General features: G+C 47.9%; 18 protein-coding genes and 1 tRNA gene. 16 read left to right on the top strand and 3 right to left on the bottom strand.

Annotation, left to right across the window (positions count from 1 at the left end):
• The first annotated feature begins 52 nt into the window (after window positions 1–52).
• The 4 genes from ZMOB_RS02990 to ZMOB_RS02975 all read left to right on the top strand — a co-directional run bounded on the left by ZMOB_RS02990 (window position 53) and on the right by ZMOB_RS02975 (window position 5,820).
• The gene (locus ZMOB_RS02990; RefSeq protein WP_011240597.1) at window positions 53–1,144 is read left to right on the top strand and encodes a hypothetical protein; all 1,092 of its coding nucleotides are present in this window, start codon (window positions 53–55) and stop codon (window positions 1,142–1,144) included.
• Window positions 1,145–1,147: 3 nt separating this feature from the next.
• The gene (locus ZMOB_RS02985) at window positions 1,148–1,792 is read left to right on the top strand and encodes an HdaA/DnaA family protein (RefSeq protein ID WP_011240598.1); all 645 of its coding nucleotides are present in this window, start codon (window positions 1,148–1,150) and stop codon (window positions 1,790–1,792) included.
• A 196-nt stretch (window positions 1,793–1,988) separates the two neighbouring features.
• Window positions 1,989–4,127 (top strand): RNA degradosome polyphosphate kinase, encoded by a 2,139-nt coding sequence (locus ZMOB_RS02980; RefSeq protein ID WP_014500591.1) that lies wholly within the window; start codon window positions 1,989–1,991, stop codon window positions 4,125–4,127.
• Window positions 4,128–4,326: 199 nt separating this feature from the next.
• A complete protein-coding gene (locus ZMOB_RS02975) occupies window positions 4,327–5,820 on the top strand; it encodes a Ppx/GppA family phosphatase (RefSeq protein WP_252507307.1) in 1,494 nt (497 codons plus the stop codon).
• 77 nt (window positions 5,821–5,897) lie between these two features.
• On the opposite strand, the gene rnd is transcribed toward ZMOB_RS02975, so the two are convergent.
• Entirely contained in the window at window positions 5,898–7,070 is a 1,173-nt protein-coding gene (gene rnd / locus ZMOB_RS02970) for a ribonuclease D (RefSeq protein WP_011240601.1), read from the bottom strand.
• Between the two features lie 101 nt (window positions 7,071–7,171).
• On the opposite strand from rnd, the gene aspS reads away from it, so the two are divergent.
• Complete coding sequence (gene aspS, locus ZMOB_RS02965) at window positions 7,172–8,962, top strand: aspartate--tRNA ligase (protein WP_014500589.1); 1,791 nt, start codon at window positions 7,172–7,174, stop codon at window positions 8,960–8,962.
• A 32-nt stretch (window positions 8,963–8,994) separates the two neighbouring features.
• Entirely contained in the window at window positions 8,995–9,780 is a 786-nt protein-coding gene (locus tag ZMOB_RS02960; RefSeq protein ID WP_014500588.1) for a polyphosphate kinase 2 family protein, read from the top strand.
• A gap of 48 nt (window positions 9,781–9,828) precedes the next feature.
• Here the strand turns inward: ZMOB_RS02960 and greB are convergent, their stop codons facing one another.
• Together greB and ZMOB_RS02950 are read right to left on the bottom strand one after the other, a co-directional pair.
• Window positions 9,829–10,326: a transcription elongation factor GreB gene (gene greB / locus ZMOB_RS02955; RefSeq protein ID WP_011240604.1), complete on the bottom strand. Its 498-nt coding sequence runs from the start codon at window positions 10,324–10,326 to the stop codon at window positions 9,829–9,831.
• A gap of 74 nt (window positions 10,327–10,400) precedes the next feature.
• Entirely contained in the window at window positions 10,401–12,467 is a 2,067-nt protein-coding gene (locus ZMOB_RS02950) for a lytic transglycosylase domain-containing protein (protein WP_252507306.1), read from the bottom strand.
• Between the two features lie 48 nt (window positions 12,468–12,515).
• Here ZMOB_RS02950 and dapA point away from each other — a divergent pair, with 48 nt between their 5' ends.
• From dapA to rplL, 10 genes are all read left to right on the top strand, one after another.
• On the top strand, window positions 12,516–13,391 hold the full coding sequence (gene dapA / locus ZMOB_RS02945; RefSeq protein WP_014500586.1) for a 4-hydroxy-tetrahydrodipicolinate synthase: 876 nt from the start codon (window positions 12,516–12,518) through the stop codon (window positions 13,389–13,391).
• A 3-nt stretch (window positions 13,392–13,394) separates the two neighbouring features.
• On the top strand, window positions 13,395–13,877 hold the full coding sequence (smpB, locus tag ZMOB_RS02940; RefSeq protein WP_011240607.1) for an SsrA-binding protein SmpB: 483 nt from the start codon (window positions 13,395–13,397) through the stop codon (window positions 13,875–13,877).
• A 194-nt stretch (window positions 13,878–14,071) separates the two neighbouring features.
• Entirely contained in the window at window positions 14,072–16,117 is a 2,046-nt protein-coding gene (locus ZMOB_RS02935) for a M13 family metallopeptidase (RefSeq protein ID WP_014500585.1), read from the top strand.
• A 284-nt stretch (window positions 16,118–16,401) separates the two neighbouring features.
• Window positions 16,402–16,477: transfer RNA gene (locus tag ZMOB_RS02930), tRNA-Trp, on the top strand.
• Between the two features lie 99 nt (window positions 16,478–16,576).
• Window positions 16,577–16,774, top strand: a complete 198-nt coding sequence (gene secE / locus ZMOB_RS02925) for a preprotein translocase subunit SecE (protein WP_011241714.1) — start codon at window positions 16,577–16,579, stop codon at window positions 16,772–16,774.
• Between the two features lie 15 nt (window positions 16,775–16,789).
• Entirely contained in the window at window positions 16,790–17,329 is a 540-nt protein-coding gene (nusG, locus tag ZMOB_RS02920) for a transcription termination/antitermination protein NusG (protein ID WP_011240609.1), read from the top strand.
• Window positions 17,330–17,415: 86 nt separating this feature from the next.
• Window positions 17,416–17,847: a 50S ribosomal protein L11 gene (rplK, locus tag ZMOB_RS02915; protein WP_011240610.1), complete on the top strand. Its 432-nt coding sequence runs from the start codon at window positions 17,416–17,418 to the stop codon at window positions 17,845–17,847.
• Between the two features lie 4 nt (window positions 17,848–17,851).
• The gene (rplA, locus tag ZMOB_RS02910; RefSeq protein WP_011240611.1) at window positions 17,852–18,553 is read left to right on the top strand and encodes a 50S ribosomal protein L1; all 702 of its coding nucleotides are present in this window, start codon (window positions 17,852–17,854) and stop codon (window positions 18,551–18,553) included.
• 264 nt (window positions 18,554–18,817) lie between these two features.
• Window positions 18,818–19,333: a 50S ribosomal protein L10 gene (rplJ, locus tag ZMOB_RS02905; protein ID WP_011240612.1), complete on the top strand. Its 516-nt coding sequence runs from the start codon at window positions 18,818–18,820 to the stop codon at window positions 19,331–19,333.
• Between the two features lie 57 nt (window positions 19,334–19,390).
• A complete protein-coding gene (rplL, locus tag ZMOB_RS02900) occupies window positions 19,391–19,762 on the top strand; it encodes a 50S ribosomal protein L7/L12 (protein ID WP_011240613.1) in 372 nt (123 codons plus the stop codon).
• Window positions 19,763–19,767: the final 5 nt, after the last annotated feature.

The raw sequence follows: 19,767 nt of genomic DNA, 5'->3' as shown, positions 1-19,767 counted from the left end.
CCCTACACCATCAGACTTGGATTTCTAAGCTGAACTGTTCAAAAGGTTGCATGTGAAGCGGAGATTAGCATTTTTTGACGGAGTTTCCCGTTTTTTCTTCGGATTGTTACCGGCCATAATAACCGGTTACAGTTTGTTCCCGACCATTGCCTATGCCCAGCTTGAACCGGGAGATAGAGGTATTCCGCCAGTTGAGACAACCGAAAATTTGTTGGTCACCGGTATTCGTGTCGATGTCAGTGCTTCATCAGGTGAAAATGCCCGATTGATTGGATGGCGTTTGGCAGAGAGAAAAGCCTGGCAATTATTGTGGGACAAGCGGAATGATTTTGACCGCGATGATAATCTGAAAGATCCAACCACGCCTTTTTCTGACAAAAAGCTGGATTCGATTGTGTCTTCGGTAGTGGTTGAAAAAGAAGAGATTAGCGCGAATCGTTATATTGCTACTTTGGGGGTAGAGTTCGATCGGGCGCGGGGTGGGGCGTTACTTGGCCTTCGCAAGAATCATCACCATTCTTCGCCGATGTTATTGGTGCCTTTGACATGGACAGCCGGAGCGCCGATTAGTTTTGAATGGCGGAATGCCTGGCAAAAAGCCTGGGCAGAATTCAAAACCAGCCATAGTCACATTGCCTATGTCAGGCCGACTGGCGATAATCTTGATCCAGTTTTGTTGAATGCGACCCAGCTTGGCAGCCATAATAAGGCACAATGGCAAAATATTTTGGAGCAATATGGCGCGAGTGGTCTTTTGACTCCTGAAATACGGTTGCATTATAGTTGGCCGGGAGGCCCTGTTTCTGTTTCCTTTTTAGCGAAATACGGTATTGATCAAAAAATATTAGGCCATTTTACTTTAAAAACGGCTTCGGTAGAGAATTTACCTGTCTTATTAAAACAAGGTGTTGAGCATATAGATGCGATCTATATGATGGCTTTGTTTGGCGGTAATCTTGAAAATGATCAGACCTTTATTTCTATCGAGGCTCCGGCTTCGGAAGTGTCGACATTTACGCAAAGAACGATAACCCCAACGCCGGTTTCTTCCCCGCAAGGGAAGGCTGTTTTGAAAAATGATAACCAAGCTGGCTTATCCAGCCCCGAAAAAAGAAAGGAGGCGCCCTTGGCGCCCACGCCCTGACCGATGACCTCTTCTCCTCCTGTCACCCAGATGGCATTGCCTCTGATCTGGCCAGAGCCAGAAAATGATGGAGATTTTATTGTCAGTGACGCCAATAATATCGCCGTTGAGCAGTTGCGTTTGTGGCAGAAATGGCCTGTAAAATCGGCGCTTTTAACAGGTATGCGTAAATCGGGGCGCAGCCTTTTGGGGCGACTGTTTGTTGCCCGCACCGGCGGCGAATTGATTGATAATGCGGAAAGACGGTCAGAAGAATTTATTTTCCATGCATGGAATAGGGCGGAGCGATTAAAGCGACCTTTGTTGGTGATTGCCGATCAACCGCCGCCGCTTTGGAAAATTAGATTGCCGGATTTACGTTCTCGAATGATAGCGAGCCCCCATTTGGTGATTAAGGCACCGGACGATTCGTTGATTGCGGCCTTGATTGAAAGGCGTTTGGGGCGACGTGGATTGCCAGTTTCAACCGAAATATTGGAATGGGTAACGCCGCGTATCGAGCATAATTATATTGCGGTTTTGGACTGGATCGACAAGTTGGATCAGGCGGCCTTGAAAAGACGGGGCCCGATTACCCTGAATATGGTGCGCGCGATTATGGCCGGTGAAGAAATCCCCGATGAAGAAAGACGTGGCCGAAAAATATAATTCGGGGTCGTCTTTTTTTGTCGTTATGGGGCAACCGGAAGAAAGAAAAGCGGTTTTATAAAAATATCACATATCTTTGATAGAGTTGATTCGAAAATCAGATCTGTCACTATACAAAGTTGAGAAAGCGCCTGATCGTTTTTGTCGAGATAGCTGCCAGTGGTTCTTTTCCGCTTAATGGATGAAAGAAAATAATATGTCCCTTATTGCCCAACTACCTCTGAATGAACGTTTTTTTAATCGGGAATTGTCATGGTTGTCCTTTAATCATCGCGTCCTTGAAGAGGCTGGCAACAAGGTTCATCCGTTATTGGAGCGGTTACGTTTCCTGTCTATTTCCGGCAATAATCTTGATGAATTTTTCATGGTTCGCGTGGCCGGATTAAAAGGCCAGCAACTGCAAAGCCTGAATGCGTATTCCAATGACGGTATGACGATTGGTCAGCAATTAGCGGCGTTGACAGAGAGCACCCGCGAATTGATGGCAAGCCAGCAAGAATGTTGGTTGTCGTTGCGTGAAGAGATGAAAACCGTTGGTATTCAAGTGTTGAATATCGACGAAATTAACGGCGAAGATGCCGAAATTTTGGAAAATCATTTTCGGGAACAGGTTTTTCCGGTTTTGACACCGCAAGCGCTTGATCCAGCGCATCCTTTCCCCTTTATTCCGAATAAAGGCTTTAGCCTTGTTTTTGATCTGGTGCGGCAGGTTGATAAAATTCCGGTGCGTGAATTATTGATGATTCCGTCGACCTTGCCGCGTTTTATCCGTTTACCTTCTGGTGCCAGTTCACCGCAAAATCCGGCGCGTTATGTTGCGATTGAGACCTTGATCCGGCGTTTTGTTTCTATTCTTTTCCCCGGTTTTGATGTCATCAGTCACGGTGCATTCCGTCTTATCCGTGATAGTGATATCGAATTTCAGGAAGAGGCCGAAGATCTTGTTCTGTCTTTCCATTCTGCGTTGAAAATGCGCCGCAAAGGGCGTGTTATCCAGCTGGAAATGGAAAAAGATATGCCGCCGGATTTGGAAAAACTGGTTTGTGATGAGATTAGCGGTGATGCAATTTTATTCCAGAGCAGCGGTTTCCTCGCTATTTCTGATTTAAGTCGAATGGTGGAAGAAGAGAGGCCGGATTTAAAATTCGCGCCTTTCACGCCTCGATTTCCCGAACGGATTATGGAATATGGCGGCGACTGCTTCGCAGCTATTCGCGCAAAAGATATCATCGTCCATCACCCCTACGAAACCTTTGACGTCGTTTTGGCCTTTTTACAGCAAGCAGCCGCCGATCCCGATGTCGTGGCTATCAAGCAAACATTATACCGCGCTGGTAAACAATCCGCGGTTATTCGCTCGCTGGTTGACGCGGCTGATGCGGGGAAATCGGTAACGGCCTTGGTTGAGTTGAAAGCCCGTTTTGATGAAGAACAGAATTTGAAATGGGCGACCCAATTGGAACGGGCAGGGGTTCAGGTTGTCTATGGCTTTATTGACTGGAAAACCCATGCCAAGGTTTCGATGGTTGTTCGTCGCGAAGGCAACAGTTATCGCACCTATTGCCATTTCGGAACCGGCAATTACCATCCGGTAACGGCGCGTATTTATACTGATTTGAGTTTCTTTACCGCCGATCAGCGGGCAGGGCGTGATGCCGCCCAGCTTTTTAATTATGTCACCGGTTATGTCGAGCCGCCGCATCTTGAAATGTTGTCTTTGTCGCCGCATGGTTTGCGGGATAAATTACAGAAGTTGATTGATGCTGAAATCGAGCATGTCAAAGCAGGGCGGCCGGGTGTCATCTGGGCTAAATTAAATTCAGTGGTTGATCCGGCCATTATTGAAAGCCTGTATCGGGCATCTCAGGCTGGTGTTCATATTGACCTTATTGTCCGTGGTATCTGTTGCTTGCGGCCTCAAGTGCCAGGGTTGTCCGATAATATTCGGGTAAAATCTATTGTCGGGCGCTTTTTGGAACATAGCCGGATTGTCTGTTTCGGGAATGGACATGGATTGCCCCATAAAGATGCCTTGGTCTTTATTTCATCGGCTGACTGGATGCAGCGGAATTTTGACCGGCGCGTTGAAACTTTGGTTCCGATCGAAAATCCGACCGTTCATGCGCAGGTATTAGATCAGATTATGGTCGCCAATTTATTGGATAGCGAACAGAGTTGGCGTTTGTTACCAGATGGCCGCTATGAACGCATTAAAGACCCCGAACATTTGTTCAATCTGCATCATTATTTTATGACCAATCCATCCTTGTCAGGGCGTGGCACGGCCTTGATTGAAAATAAAATTCCGAAATTGCAGCTTAGAGAAGAGATCTAGCATGGAATAAGCCAGCCTGTTGTTTTTTAATAATGGGCTGGCGATATTTCTATAAAAAGGAATGATTTTTTTCTGTGATAGGATAAGAGCATTATAGGATTAGGGAGGTTTTTCCCTGCCTAGCGGCCAGTTTTATGTCCTAGTGACCCTTTAAAACGGATTTTTCATGATATTGAATAACAGGCAGGGATCGAACGACGTGGATAAAAAATGCCCGATGCCGAAACAGAAAAAATGGTGCAAATCGGGACCTATCGGTATCATTGATATTGGTTCTAATTCCATCCGTCTGGTGGTGTATGACCAGTTAAGTCGCGCCCCGAGAATCCTGTTCAATGAAAAGATTTCAGCCCAATTAGGCCGCAATATTCCAGTAGATGGCCGAATTGATGAAAAAGCGATTGAGCTGGCAATATCCGAATTAACGCGTTTTTGGAAATTAGCGCAAATTATGGAACTTAGCTCTCTTAGAACGGTTGCGACAGCCGCGGTGAGAGATGCTAAAAATGGAGCTTTCCTTCTCGGTGAAATAGCCAAAATCGGGCTAGAAGTTGAAGTCTTGTCGGGCGAAGAAGAGGGCTATGCTTCCGGTTATGGCGTTTTGTCCGCTATCCCCGATGCAGACGGAATTGTTGGCGATTTGGGTGGCGGTAGTCTTGAACTGATCCGTATATCGAAAGGGCGGGTGAAGGACAGAGTTTCTTTGCCCTTGGGTGTTTTAAGAATTGCGGATATTCGTAAAAAAAGCCGCAATGCTTTGGATAACTTTATATCGGAAGCCTTTAAGAAGATTGATTGGCTGGCCGATGCCCGCGATTTGCCTTTCTATATGGTCGGCGGCGCTTGGCGGTCTTTGGCTAAATTGGATATGCATGTCAGGCATTATCCGATCCCTGTTTTACATAATTATATCATGTCGCCCGATCGACCTTCCAAATTGATACGGGTTATTCAGCGCAATAGTCCCAAGAAGTTGAAAAATAAGGCGAATATTTCAACTTCGCGTGTCGAGCAGCTTTCGGATGCAGCTGCGTTGTTAGCCGTGGTGAGCCGTCATCTTCATAGCCGAGCCTTGGTGACTTCGGCTTATGGATTAAGGGAAGGTTTGCTCTATCTTAGCCTTGATAAGGCAACCCGCAAGTTAGACCCGCTTTTATGGAGTGCCAATCAGCGCGGTGAAACGGCAGGTCGTTTTTATCAGCAGGGTGAGGCGCTTTACGATTGGATGTCGACCCTTTTTGCTCAAGATCCGCCCGCTTATCACCGTTTACGTCATGCGGCTTGTTTATTGGCAGATAGCGCCTGGCAGGCTAATCCCGATTTTCGGGCTGAACAAATTTTGAGTATTATTCTACATGGGCGTTGGGTCGGATTGGATGCCTATGGACGGGCTTTGATCGGTCAGGCTTTAGCCGTCAGCTATGACGGTGCAATGGATAAGAAAATCACTAATAATTTGTTGAGTGAAGCGGATACGATCCGCGCTGTGCGTTGGGGTAAAGCCATTCGTTTGGGTATGCGTTTGTCAGGCGGTGTAACGACTAGCCTGAAAAAAAGCACTATTCTTTATCGGAATAACAAAATTATCCTGCAATTTTCCGGTAATTATAAATTAAAAGGCGAGACCGTCCTGCGCCGATTGCGGTCTTTGGCGAATAGTTTTGAAGCCAGCGAAGTGGTCGAATTTTTATAGGATCGCCGCCTTTATTTATTGAAAGCGGTATAAAAAACCTCTGCTATTCAGATGAATAGCAGAGGTTTTGGTTACAATTATTCTTTTTCAATCAGGGTCATGGCGATTTTGCCTTTTTGGACGCTGAAAGCCATTTTACCTTCAATCAAGGCAATGGCCTCTTTCCCAAAAATATCGTAGCGCCAGCCAGTCAAAACCGGATTATTTTCGCGTTCACCCGCGATAATTCCCTCGATATCGTCGCTTTTTGCGATAAGGCGGGCGGCAACTTCGGCATCACGAGCGCGCATTTTAAGCAATAATTTCAGCAAATCGGCAATCATTGCACCGTCTTTTCCGATGCATAATTTTCGGTCATTGCGTTGCGGAATTTCTTCGGGTCTTAAAGCCTCGGCATTTTCGATTGCTTCCATCAGCCTTTGGCCAATGTCATTACTGCCCCAGCTGCCCGAAAGTCCGCGCACCTTTACCAGATCGGATTGACGGCGAGGGGGGTGAATAGCCAGATCAGCCAAGGTTTCATCTTTGGCGATACGACCCCTTGGAATATTACGGTTTTGTGCCTCGATTTCGCGCCATGCGGCCAAGGCTTTGAGACGACCGAGGATATCCGCTTTCCGGTTCGGCATTCGGATACGAAGCCATGATTTTTCGGGATCATTGATATATTGTGAAGGATCGGCCAGCCGTTCCATTTCCTGATCGAGCCATGCGCCGCGCCCTTTATCCCGCAATTCTTTCAACAGCATGGGGAAAAGAGTCGCAAGATGGGTGACATCGGCAATGGCGTAATCCAACTGCCGCCGGTCAAGCGGGCGATGTGACCAATCTGTAAATCTTGCGCCTTTGTCTAATTTGATAGAAAGATATCTTTCTACCAGATTTGAATAGCCGACCTGTTCACCAACACCCAAGGCCATAGCGGCAATTTGTGTGTCAAAAAGAGGAAAGGGCATTTTGCCGGTGTGATGAAGAATAATTTCAAGATCCTGCCCTCCGGCATGAAAAACCTTAAGAATATCTTCATTATTGACCAACAAATCAGTAAGAGGGGTCATATCCAGGCCAGGAGCCAGTGGATCAATGGCTGCGGCTTCTTTATCATCCGCGATCTGAATCAGGCATAACTCCGGCCAATAACTGTTTTCCCGAATAAACTCGGTATCTATGGCAATAAAGTCAGCCCGGGATAAGCGGGAACAAAGAGCGGCTAGCGTTGCGCTATCTGTGATAAGAGGATGAATCTGCATTAAGCCTACTATTAACCGGATTGTGTGCCTTGACAAAGACAAGCTGTCCGAGCGAAGCGCAACAGTAAACAAAAATCTCGTGCAATCAGGAAATTTAATACATGCATGCCTATCGCACCCATAATTGTTCAGCCCTTAGACGCGCCAATGTTGGCGAAAAAGTCCGCCTTTCCGGTTGGGTGCATCGCAAACGCGATCACGGTGGATTACTTTTCGTCGATCTTCGCGATCATTATGGTTTGACCCAGATTGTTGCCGATAGTGATTCGGCTGTTTTCGAAAAACTGGATCAATTACGACTCGAGTCGGTTATCACCGTTACCGGTGAAGTCGTTGAAAGAGCGCCGGAAGTCGTTAATCCCAATCTTGCAACCGGTGAAATCGAAATCCGTGCTTCGGAAGTCGATGTCCAGTCTTTTGCCCAAGAATTGCCTTTGCCGGTCGCCGGTGAAGCTGATTATCCTGAAGATATCCGTTTGCGTTATCGCTATCTTGATTTGCGTCGTGATCGTTTACATCGCAATATCGTTTTACGCTCCAATGTCATCGCCAGCCTGCGTCGCCGGATGATCGAGCAGGGCTTTAACGAATATCAGACCCCGATTTTGACGGCATCCAGCCCAGAAGGCGCGCGCGATTATCTGGTACCAAGCCGCGTTCATCCCGGTAAATTCTATGCGTTGCCGCAGGCTCCGCAGATGTTCAAGCAGTTGATGATGGTTGCTGGTTTCGACCGTTATTTCCAGATTGCACCTTGTTTCCGTGATGAAGATGCCCGCGCCGATCGTTCTCCGGGTGAATTCTATCAGCTCGATTTTGAAATGAGCTTTGTCACCCAAGAAGATGTCTTTGCGACTATCGAACCCGTTTTAGCCGGTGTCTTTGAAGAATTCGGCGGCGGTAAGACTGTTACCCCTGCGCCTTTCCCGCGTATCGCTTATCGTGATGCTATGCTTTATTATGGTTCCGACAAGCCTGATTTGCGGAATCCTTTGAAAATTAGCGATGTAACCGAACATTTCCGTGATTCCGGTTTCGGTTTATTTGCTGGTATGGTCGCAAAAGGCGGCGTTGTTCGCGCTATTCCGGCACCAGAAGCAGGTAAAAATAGCCGCAAATTCTTTGATGATATGAATAACTGGGCGCGCGAAGAAGGTTTTGCTGGTCTGGGTTATATCAATATCAAAAATGGCGAAGCAGGTGGCCCGATTGCCCGCAATCTCGGCGAAGAAGCGACCCAAAAGCTGTTGGCTGATCTTGGCCTTGGTGAAAATGATGGCGTTTTCTTTGCCGCCGGTAAGGAAGGCGAGGCCGCTCGTTTAGCAGGGCTTGCCCGTAATCGCGTTGGTGAATTGCTCGATCTGATCGAAAAAGATAGCTTCCGTTTCTGCTGGGTCGTCGATTTCCCGATGTTCGAATATGACGAAGAAGCCAAGCAGGTCATCTTTAGTCACAATCCATTCTCGATGCCGCAGGGTGGCATGGAAGCCTTGGAAACGAAAGATCCGCTCGATATTTTGGCTTATCAATATGATATCGTCTGTAATGGTATCGAATTGTCTTCTGGTGCTATCCGTAACCATCGGCCGGAGATCATGTACAAAGCCTTTGAAATCGCGGGCTATGATCAGGCTATGGTTGATGAAAACTTTGCCGGTATGATTAACGCCTTTAAATATGGTGCGCCGCCGCATGGTGGGGCTGCTCCGGGTGTTGACCGTATGGTGATGCTGTTGGCGGGTGAACCTAATATCCGTGAAGTCGTTCTATTCCCAATGAACCAAAAAGCAGAAGACTTGATGATGGGCGCTCCGGCGGCCGTAAGTGAACGGCAGTTGAAAGAACTGTCTTTGCGTATTGCGGTGAAACCTACCCAGAAATCAGCTTCGTAAATCTGATAATGCCAACAGAGGGGTAATGCCGCATGTCTGTCAATCTTGCTGATTACGAACAGGGAAAGCCGTTTAGCGGCGATTACGATAAAGTACTGGTGCAGCTTCAAAAGAGACTAGCTCACCTTTTAGTGGCCTATATCGTCTATCGTCGGAAGGCTATTATCTTATTCGAAGGGCCGGATAGCTCAGGAAAAAGCGGTATTATCCAGCGATTGGTGACAGGATGGGACCCGCGCCATTTCAGAGTATGGCCTATCGGTGTTCCGACTGAAGAAGAAAAAGCACATCATTTCCTGTGGCGTTTTTGGACAAAAATGCCCGGAAATGGTGAAGTCGCTATCTTTGATCGGAGCTGGTATGGCCGTGTTCTCGTTGAACGGGTCGACAAGCTGGCTAGTGACGAAGAATGGCAGCGTAGCTATGATGAGATCAATGCCTTTGAATCACTGCAATGTGAAAATGGCACCCGTCTCATTAAAATATTCTGTCATATCTCTGATAAGACGCAGGATGAGCGTTTTAAGCGGCGTTTGATGCATCCTTGGAAACATATGAAGATTGGCCCGGCTGATTTTCATGCCCGTGACGAGCGGGATGAATATAAGAAGGCTTTTTTGGATATGTTCGATCAATGCAACATGCATTGGGCGCCTTGGCATATTATTGATGCCAATAATAAGCAGGATGCTCGTATCCAATCACTTGGGTTGATTGCGGATGAGTTGGAAAAAAATCTTCCTACTGCGCCGCCGCCGCTTGATCCTGAAATCGTTTTGTTGGCTAAAGAAAAATTGGGTATTGATCTGGGCGAATAAATCCTATTGGAAGGATGCCCGATGATTGGGGCATCCCTCCCTCTATTATTATTTTGAGGTCGGAGCGGGATAGCCAATTTCTATAACTTCCCATTCCTTTTCACCGGCTGGTAGGCGGACAATTCTAAGATCGCCTAAAGCTGCGCCCCGCAATGCTCGTGCTAATGGGGACTTCCAGCTTATTCTGCCTTGGCTGGCATCGGCTTCATCTTCCCCGACTAATGCGACTTGGCGTTGATTGTCGTCTTCGTCAGCAATGGTGACGGTGGCTCCGAACCAGACTTTTGACCGATCTTCTACTGCCGAGGGATCAACAACGCGGGCGGCTTTTAATCGGCGTGACAACCATGATAATTCGCGGTCAATCTCACGCATCTTTTTCCGGCCATAGATGTAGTCGCCATTTTCAGAGCGATCTCCATTACCGGCTGCCCAGCTGACAATCTCAACGATTTTGGGGCGTTCGGTATTCATCAGATGATGGTAGCGTTCCTTTAGCTTTTCCAAGCCTTGTGGTGTGATGTAGTTAGGGTTCTTCGTTGTCACGGGACGTCTGTCCTGTTTGATTTAAGGCCGTGAAAGAAAAGCCTGCTATCCTGTAACAGGCTTTCTTAGCTGTGTTAGCGCGAAAGGGTGGGCCCGATGTGATCCATGCCACCTAGATAATCGGATAAGGCCTGACCTCCAACGCGGCTGCGATTGGTGTCGGGGTCAATCCGACTATAGACAACTGCATTTTCTAAGACGCGTTGGATGTAGTTACGGGTTTCATCTAAGGGAAAATCTTCGATCCAGTCGACGACATCCGCATGAGGCATCCGAGGATCGCCATAGCTTGAAAGATAGCGATTCACATTGCCGGGCCCTGAATTATAGGCGGCAACCGCTAAAAGATGGCTGCCTTGATAATAGCTGCGCATTCTTTCGTAAAAGCTGGCACCTAAGGTCAGGTTGAAGGCCGGATCATTTACCAGACGCGCAGGGTCATAGGCTAAGCCTAATTTCTGGGATTGATCTTTGGCCGTTTTCGGCATGAGCTGCATCAAGCCAAGCGCGCCAACGCTGCTTTTTGCGTGGCGGTCGAATTGGCTTTCCTGACGGGAAAGGGCATGCACCATCACCCAGCTCGGTTCGCTTTCATTGGGAAGGGAATAGCTTGGATAACCGCTGCGATTATAGGTAATCAGGTCGCTATTCCGCATAGAACGACAGGCCATGACGGCTAGGTCTTGTCTACCGATGCGCTGACTAAGATCAATGGCCAGCGCGTATTCTTCGGGGCGGGTTAGGCTGTTTGCAAGCGCGCGCAAGAACAGGCTTTGATCCCGCCAATTTTGTTGCTGTCCCAAGCGGATGGTCGCTTGCACCAGAGAGCTGCTGTAGAAAATATTCTGCTGCGAAGAATCGGGCAGAGCAGCCCCATAAGGGGGGATTGGTACGCTCTGTCCCAATAATTCAAGGGAAAGCTGGCCGTAAAACTGGTCAGGGGATTGGCCTGCTGCTGCGAAATAGCGGCGGGCAAGGGTATCATCCCGCATGGCTAAAGCCGAACGACCTGCCCAATAATAGCCTCGGCTACGGCTTTGAGGGCTTTTGGAAGCGGCGGCGTAATTGCTGAAAAAGCCTAACGCCTCTTTGGGCTGGTTGAGGTATTTTAAAGCTGTCCGACCACCCAAGAAAAGAAGATCGGTATAGCGATCCCTGATCGTGAAGGATTGTTCCTTTACCTTTCGGCTATCAGGATAGAGGCTGTAAACCTGCCGGACAATCGCCAAGGTCTGGGCATATTGTTTGTCATTTGCGGTAGCCCTGGCAAAGGTAAGCAGGAGATTGAGCCATTCTCCGGCATCGCTGGGAGCTTGTTTCCATTGTCGCGGCGCAGCCAGCAAAGATCGGGCATCAAAGGGGCGGGCTTTGCTTCGTAAATACTGAGCATGATCTGCCAGAAAACCCGGATTATTGTCAGCATCAGCCCCCAATGCCGAGACAAGGGCTTCGGCTTCGGGGGCGCCTGTCTGGAGTGCAATGCGAGCTTCAAAAACGGGCTTTTGATCTTCGCTGACCCGATTAAGCTGTAAACGGGCGGCTTCGATATTATGTCCAAATAACAACCGGTCTTCTCGGAGCGCCTGCTCCTGTGCTGTGAAGCTGTTATTGAAACGGGCAAAAAGTTTGTTTTCGATATCTGGAGACAGATAACCTTCTGTCCATGCGGCCTTGGCCTGTGTGATGGCTTCGGCTTGCTGATTATATTGATCCAGAATTAATGCATAAGCCGCGCGGCCATTATTGGAGACTGGAGGATAGAGTTGAAAAAAACGCAAGGCTTGTTGCGGTTTTTCCCCTATAGCCGTCAAAGCATCGGCTAAATTCTTTTCAGCGGCTTTTCTTAGAATGTTTTCAGCAGGCCAGTGAGGATTTTCTATCAGAAAAGAGGCATAATCCTGAAAAGATAATGATGTGCCAGAACGTAATAGTTGCCATTTTGCAATTTTACTGTCTGTCTCTGCTGGCTGATTGACGATGGCAATGCTATTGCGTTGCCCGTAACTCTGCCCGGAAAGGAACAGGCCAGCCGGTATGATGGACGCACACAGCTTAAGAAACTGTCTGCGTTGCTTGGGCTGTCTGGACAGCCGTGGCTTAACGTCTTTATCAGACGATAGTAAATTTTGGTTATGGGCCATGGTCTTTACTATATGAGACAGCTTCATACCAAAGGGAAGGAGATGATAATGTTCACGGGCTCAATTCCTGCTCTTGTGACACCGTTTCGCAACGGAAAGTTTGATGAAGTGGTTTTCAGAGCGCATGTTGACCGGATGATTGAAGGCGGATCATCAGCGCTTGTCCCCTGTGGCACCACGGGTGAAAGTGCCACGATGACCATCGAAGAACATAACTATGTTATGGCGGTTTGTATTGATCAGACCAAAGGTCGAGTGCCGGTAATTGCCGGATGTGGATCGAATGATACCAAGGTGTCACTTGCCCATTTGCGCCATGCGGCCAAAGCCGGAGCCGCTGCGGGTCTGGTGGTATTACCTTATTACAACAAACCTAGTCAGGAAGGGCTTTATGCCCATTATAGCTATCTGGCTGAAAATAGTCCGATTCCTATCCTGATTTATAATGTTCCGGGGCGCACCAGCAGCGATATCTCGGTTGAAACTTTGGCGCGTCTGTCGCGTTTACCTGCTATTGTGGGCATGAAAGATGCTAGCGGGCATATTGCGCGGGTTTCTGCACAAAGATTGGCTTGTGGTTCTGATTTCTGCCAGTTGTCAGGTAATGATGATATGGCTTTGGCCTTTAATGCCATGGGTGGTGTTGGTTGTATTTCGGTAACGGCCAATGTTGCGCCGAAACTTTCTGCGGATTTCCAGAAGGCTTGTGCTGAAAATCGCTATCAGGATGCTTTGGCTTTGCAGGATCGTCTTTATCCTTTGCATTCTGCTTTGTTTAGCGATTCCTCTCCGGCTCCGGTCAAATATGCTTTGTCCCGCCTGTATCCTGATTTCTCGCCTGAATTGCGTCTGCCTTTGGTTCAGCCAAGCGATCATAGCAAGGCTTTGGTTGATGCGGCGCTTTCCCATGCAAGGTTGATTTAAAAGATGGCTGCTTTTCGTCCACCTCAGTTTAAAAAATCAAAGATACTCGCCGAGAACCGGCGCGCCCGTTACGAATATGCTTTTGAAGATTTTTACGAGGCTGGTCTTGCTTTGACCGGAACCGAAGTGAAATCTTTACGTTTCGGGCAGGGGTCGATTGCTGAAAGCTATGCCGAGGTTAAAAATGGCGAAGTAACGCTGATTAATGCCAATATTCCGGAATTTAGTCATGGCAACCGGTTCAATCATGAACCAAAACGACCCAGAAAATTGCTGCTTCATGAACGGGAAATCCGTAAGATGCAGACAGCCGTCTCTCGTGAAGGGATGACCGTTATTCCGGTCAGTTTGTATTTTAACAACAAGGGGAAAGCCAAGCTGGAGTTGGCTATAGCACGTGGTAAAAAGACCCATGATAAGCGTGCTACGATCAAAGAACGGGATTGGAAACGCGATCAGGCAAGGCTGTTACGGGATAAAGGGTGATAATATTCTATCACTCTTAACAAAAAAAGAAGCTGTCCCTTATCTGCAAGTGATTATCTTTTGGTAATTTTACAGATTTTTGCGGGAAATAAATTGCTTCTTTTTATTTTATCCTTGCGTCTAAAGTGTGGTAGGCTCCGTTTTTTGAAAAAAAGACAAAGACAATAGTCTGGTTTTCTTAAGGAAGGTTTTTTGTGAAACATCCTCGTTTTTCTATCGGACGGGCATTTGTGGCGATGGCCGCTATGGCATCAGTCGCTGTTCCGGCTTTGGCAGCCGGTGAGACGCTTTTACCCAATAAACCGGCCATTGGCCTGTTCGGTTTTGATGAAAGCGGTATGAACCGTTCGGTCAATCCGGGTGACAGCTTCTATGATTTTGCAAATGGCGGATGGGATCAGAAAACCCCTATTCCTGATGACCGTGCCCGTTATGGTATGTTCACCCAGTTGGCTGATCTTTCGCTTCAGCGGATGAAAGACATTTTAGACGAAGCGGTTAAAACGCCGGGCAATAGAAGCGGTGATCTCTATGCCAGCTATATGGATCAAAAAACGATCAATCAAAAAGGCCTTAGCCCTTTAAAACCGACGATTAATGCCATTAAAGCGGTCAAAAATCAGCATGATTTTGCTCGCCAGTTGGGCGCGATGTTGCCGATCGGTGGCGATGCACCTTTTGCTTTTGGGGTTGCGCAGGATGATCGTCAGCCGGATCGCTATATTATCAATTTCCAGCAATCCGGTCTGGGACTGCCTGACCGTGACTATTATTTGAATAAAGACCCCAAGCTTGAAAGCATCCGTCAGGCTTATGTCGCTTATCTGACCAAGCTGTTACAGCTTTCAGGTGAGGCTTATGCCGAACAGCGTGCTGCCAATTTGATGGCTTTCGAGACCAATTTGGCGACTGTTCAGTGGGCAAGGGCAGACCTTCGCAATATCGACCGCACCTATAACAAATGGCAGCGTGCCGATTTTGAAAAGAAAGCCCCGAATTTCGACTGGAATGCTTTCCTGACTTCTGCCCAGATCAATAATCAGTCTGAATTTTTGGTCGGTGAACCTAGCGCTTTTGCGGGTATGGCTCTGAATATCTCGAAAACGCCCATTCAGACGTTGAAAGATTATCTGCTGGTTCATCTTCTTGACCAGATGGCACCCTATCTTTCGCAGCCTTTCTCTGATGCGCATTTTGCTTTCCATGGTCAGGCTTTGACCGGACAGCCTAAAGAATTGCCGCGCTGGAAAAAAGCCGTCGGTTTGGTCGATACGGCCTTGGGTGAAGATATCGGTAAAACCTATGTTGCCCGTTACTTCCCGCCAGAGACCAAGGCTGCGGCTGACCAGTTGGTCAAAAATATCATGGCAGCGATGAATCGCCGGATTGATAATTTGACTTGGATGTCGCCGGAATCGAAGAAAAGAGCCCATTTGAAAATGGCTTCTTTTACCCCGAAAATCGGCTATCCTGATAAATGGCGCGACTATACCGGTTTGACGATTATTCGTGATGATTTGGCTGGCAATGTCAGACGGTCAAATATGTTCGAATATCAGTTTAGCCTGAATAAATTGGGCAAGCCTGTTGATCGCGGTGCATGGGAAATGACCCCGATGACGGTCAATGCCTATGCCAATCCGACGATGAATGAAATTGTCTTCCCAGCCGCTATTTTGCAGCCACCTTTCTTTGATCCGCATGCGGATGCTGCCGTTAACTATGGGGGTATTGGTTCCGTTATCGGACATGAATTGAGCCATCATTTTGATGACCAGGGCGCAAAATATGACGAGAAGGGCGCTTTGGCACAATGGTGGCTGCCGTCTGATGTCGAAAACTTCAATGCGTTGACCGACAAACTGGTTAAGCAATATGACCAATATGAACCCATTCCGGGATTCCATGTTCAGGGTCGTTTGACCTTGGGGGAGAATATTGCCGATTTAGCCGGTCTGACCTTGTCTTATGATGCCTATCACGCCAGCCTTGGTAATCAGGTTGCGCCTATTCTGGATGGTTTATCAGGCGATCAGCGTTTCTACCTTGGGTGGGCGCAGGTTTGGCGCGTTAAACAGCGCGATGAAGCTGAACGTCGTCAGTTGTTGACTGATCCGCATTCACCTTCGCAATATCGTGTTGCGACCGTCCGCAATCTCGATCCTTGGTATAACAGCTTTAATGTCAAAGAAGGCACTAAACTTTATCTGACCCCGAAGGATCGTGTTCGGATTTGGTAAGCCTTTTTAAAGCCTTATGATAACAAAAAAGCCGGTGCCTTGTTGCATCGGCTTTTTTATGTCTTGTGAGATGAAAAAGGCTTTCTGCAAAGTTGGAAAAAGCTTGCTATCAAGCGTAAGATCGCTTTTGATGGACAGGATGTGATTTGGAGTTTGCTTTAAAAGAGCCTAAAAAGAGGTTTGGTTCTTTTGAAACGGCTTCAGATAATAATTTGGCAGGGATTTTTTGAATAGACTCTTGCTTTTATTATTTTGTCCGGTTATTACGCGACCTCCGTTACCCTAGGAGTGTAGCTCAGTTGGTAGAGCATCGGTCTCCAAAACCGAGGGCCGTGGGTTCGAGTCCCTCCGCTCCTGCCATTTTTCGGTAGTCTAGGTAACGCGACAAAATTTAGGCAAGGCTGATTTGAAATCTAGCCAACTGCGTCAAATAAACGGATTTTCAGCCTGGAGGCATAGATGGCCAAAATAACACCGGCCGAATTCTTTCGGCAGGTTCGGGCCGAAACTGCTAAAGTAGTATGGCCAAGCAGACGTGAAACGGTCATGACCGCTGTCATGGTAGCTATCATGGCTATTTTGCTTGGTGTCTTTTTCTTTGCTGTCGACGCAGCTTTCAGCCATGTTGTTCGACTTCTCCTGTCGCTTCTGGCTTAAAGGATTTTTGGTTTCATGTCTCGCTGGTATATTATTCACGCTTATTCCGGTTTTGAAAATAAAGTAAAAGAAGCTGTTGCTGCCGAAGCTGAACGTCTTGGGCTCCAGCCGTTGGTGGAAGCTATTGAAGTTCCAACCGAGCAGGCTGTTGAAGTCCGTCGTGGTAAAAAAGTGGCTGTTGAGCGCAAATGCTTCCCGGGATATGTCCTTGCCAAGCTGAATATGAACGAAGACGTTTATCACTTGGTTAAAAACACCCCGAAAGTTACGGGGTTTCTTGGCTTTTCTGGTAAGCCACAACCGATTAGCGATGCCGAAGCCGAGCATATCTTGAACCGCAAGGCTGAAGCCGAAGTTGCGGGTAAAAAAGCACAGATTAAAGTCGATTTTGAAATCGGCGATCAGGTCAAAGTTTTGGAAGGTCCCTTCGCCAGCTTTAATGGCGTTGTTGAAGATCTCGATTTTGATCGTGCCAGAGTTAAAGTTTCCGTTTCTATTTTTGGTCGTGCAACCCCTGTTGAATTAGAATTCGAGCAGGTAGAACGCGCCGAATAAGTAATTCAGGTTTTTTTATAAAGACCTGTTGCGGGAGGTGGCCATGGGGGTCATCGTCAACCGCTTAACCTGAAAAGGGTGATAAAATGGCAAAAAAAATTACCGGCTATATCAAGCTGCAAGTGCCGGCAGGTAAAGCTAATCCAAGTCCGCCAATCGGCCCGGCTTTGGGTCAGCGCGGTGTCAACATCATGGAATTCTGCAAGGCATTTAATGCTAAATCGCAGGGCATGGAACCGGGCACCCCGTTGCCGACGATCATCACCGTTTATGCTGATCGTTCTTTCTCTTTCGAAAGCAAGATGCCGCCAGTTTCTTACCTTTTGAAAAAAGCGATCAACCTGAAATCTGGTTCGAAAGAACCCGGTAAGGCTGTTGCTGGTAAGATCAAGCGTTCTCAGATCGTCGAAATCGCCAACACCAAAATGCCTGATCTTAATGCCAATGATGTTGAAGCAGCTACGCGCATCATCGAAGGTTCTGCCCGTGCAATGGGCCTCGAAGTAGTGGAGGGCTAATCACATGGCTAAACTCTCGAAAAAAGCGAAGGCTATTGCAGCCGCTGTCGATAAGAACAAGCTCTACACTGTAGCTGAAGCTATCGCTCTGGTTCGCGAATATGCGACCTCCAAATTTGACGAAACCATTGAACTGGCCGTCAATTTGGGTGTTGATCCGCGTCACGCTGATCAGATGGTTCGTGGTGTTGTTACCTTGCCGAAGGGCACCGGTAAAAATGTTCGCGTCGGTGTTTTCGCCCGTGGCCCGAAAGCTGAAGAAGCTAAGGCTGCTGGTGCAGAAGTTGTCGGTGCAGAAGACCTGATGGAAGCCATTCAGGGCGGCAGCATTGATTTCGATCGTTGTATTGCAACGCCGGACATGATGGGTGTTGTCGGTCGTCTGGGTAAAATCCTGGGCCCGAAAGGCATGATGCCGAACCCGAAACTTGGCACGGTAACGATGAATGTTGCTGACGCTGTTAAAGCAGCCAAGGGTGGTCAGGTTGAATATCGTGTTGATCGCACCGGTATCATCCACAGCGGTATTGGCAAGGCTAGCTTCTCTGCTGAAGATATCCGCGCCAATTTCGACGCTTTGATTGATGCTCTGCTGAAGGCTAAACCAGCCGGCGCCAAAGGTCGTTATGTGAAGAAAGTCGCTATTTCTTCCACGATGGGCCCGGGTGTCAGCATTGATATTGCTGACCTGCCTGCAGCGGCTTGATCTTTGACAAGTCTTTGATTAAAGACCTGTTCGAATTTAAAGTTTGTTCCGGATAGGCTTTCTATCCGGAACCAGTGCCGTCCGAGACTGCGGGAGATAGTTATTCTATCTTAATCGCCCGCATAGACGGGGTTTCAGTGTTTACCAACCTGTAAAGGATTGGTTGCCGAGCCCCACGGACAAAAGGGAGCAGATAGCGTATTTTATCTGTGAACTTTAATGCCTTAATGGATGGTCATTAAGGTAACGTATAAGGAGTGAGGCATGGAACGAGCTCAAAAAGTTGAGCTGGTTGCCGGTCTTAAAAGTGCGTTTGCCGAAGCAGGTGTCATTGTTGTCACCCGCAACCTCGGCCTGACGGTTGCACAGTCCACTGTGCTTCGGTCAAAAATGCGCGAAGCCGGTGCTAGCTTCAAAGTAGCTAAGAACAAGCTCACCCGCATTGCAGTCGAAGGAACGCCGCAGGCTCCTCTCAGTGATTTACTGACGGGTCCGACGGCAATTGCCACGTCCGCCGATCCGGTAGCTGCTGCTAAAGTAGCTGTCGAATTTGCGAAGACCAACAAAAAGTTGGAAATCGTCGGCGCGGTCATGGGTACCACCCTCCTCGACATTGCTGGTGTGCAAGCATTAGCTGAACTGCCGTCTCTGGACGAGCTGCGTGGCAAAATTGTGGGTCTTATCAGTGCACCTGCAACCAAAATCGCGCAGACCATTCAGGCTCCGGCCGGACAGCTCGCTCGTGTATTTGGTGCATATGCTGCCAAAGACGCGGCTTAATTTTTTTGAGTAAACAACTGAAACCACGGGATATGTTGTCCCGTTACGGAGTTAATCATGGCTGATTTAGCAAAAATCGTTGAAGATCTGTCTGCGCTGACCGTTCTTGAAGCAGCTGAACTTTCCAAGCTGTTGGAAGAAAAATGGGGCGTTTCCGCTTCTGCCGCTGTTGCAGTTGCTGCTGCTCCTGCTGCTGGTGGCGCTGCCGCTGAAGAAAAGACCGAATTTGACGTCATCCTCACCGGCGACGGTGGCAAGAAAATCAACGTCATTAAAGAAATCCGCGCCATCACCGGTCTTGGCCTGACGGATGCTAAAGCCCTTGTTGAAGGTGCTCCGAAGCCCGTCAAAGAAGGCGTTGCTAAAGACGAAGCTGAAAAGCTGAAAAAGCAGCTTGAAGCAGCCGGTGCAACGGTTGAACTGAAGTAAGCTTT

The organism is Zymomonas mobilis subsp. mobilis ATCC 10988 (assembly GCF_000175255.2).
GTDB classification, from domain to species: Bacteria; Pseudomonadota; Alphaproteobacteria; order Sphingomonadales; family Sphingomonadaceae; genus Zymomonas; species Zymomonas mobilis.
Note: the sequence above shows the minus strand (reverse complement) of the source record. Positions and strands in the feature narration are given on the sequence as shown.

Excerpts from the sequence above, each read along its gene's own strand:
- ZMOB_RS02985 (WP_011240598.1), top strand. The coding sequence starts at position 1,148 with ATGACCTCTTCTCCTCCTGTCACCCAGATGGCATTGCCTCTGATCTGG.
- ZMOB_RS02980 (WP_014500591.1), top strand. The coding sequence starts at position 1,989 with ATGTCCCTTATTGCCCAACTACCTCTGAATGAACGTTTTTTTAATCGG.
- rnd (WP_011240601.1), bottom strand. The coding sequence starts at position 7,070 with ATGCAGATTCATCCTCTTATCACAGATAGCGCAACGCTAGCCGCTCTT.
- aspS (WP_014500589.1), top strand. The coding sequence starts at position 7,172 with ATGCATGCCTATCGCACCCATAATTGTTCAGCCCTTAGACGCGCCAAT.
- ZMOB_RS02960 (WP_014500588.1), top strand. The coding sequence starts at position 8,995 with ATGTCTGTCAATCTTGCTGATTACGAACAGGGAAAGCCGTTTAGCGGC.
- ZMOB_RS02950 (WP_252507306.1), bottom strand. The coding sequence starts at position 12,467 with ATGGCCCATAACCAAAATTTACTATCGTCTGATAAAGACGTTAAGCCA.
- dapA (WP_014500586.1), top strand. The coding sequence starts at position 12,516 with ATGTTCACGGGCTCAATTCCTGCTCTTGTGACACCGTTTCGCAACGGA.
- smpB (WP_011240607.1), top strand. The coding sequence starts at position 13,395 with ATGGCTGCTTTTCGTCCACCTCAGTTTAAAAAATCAAAGATACTCGCC.
- secE (WP_011241714.1), top strand. The coding sequence starts at position 16,577 with ATGGCCAAAATAACACCGGCCGAATTCTTTCGGCAGGTTCGGGCCGAA.
- nusG (WP_011240609.1), top strand. The coding sequence starts at position 16,790 with ATGTCTCGCTGGTATATTATTCACGCTTATTCCGGTTTTGAAAATAAA.
- rplK (WP_011240610.1), top strand. The coding sequence starts at position 17,416 with ATGGCAAAAAAAATTACCGGCTATATCAAGCTGCAAGTGCCGGCAGGT.
- rplA (WP_011240611.1), top strand. The coding sequence starts at position 17,852 with ATGGCTAAACTCTCGAAAAAAGCGAAGGCTATTGCAGCCGCTGTCGAT.
- rplJ (WP_011240612.1), top strand. The coding sequence starts at position 18,818 with ATGGAACGAGCTCAAAAAGTTGAGCTGGTTGCCGGTCTTAAAAGTGCG.
- rplL (WP_011240613.1), top strand. The coding sequence starts at position 19,391 with ATGGCTGATTTAGCAAAAATCGTTGAAGATCTGTCTGCGCTGACCGTT.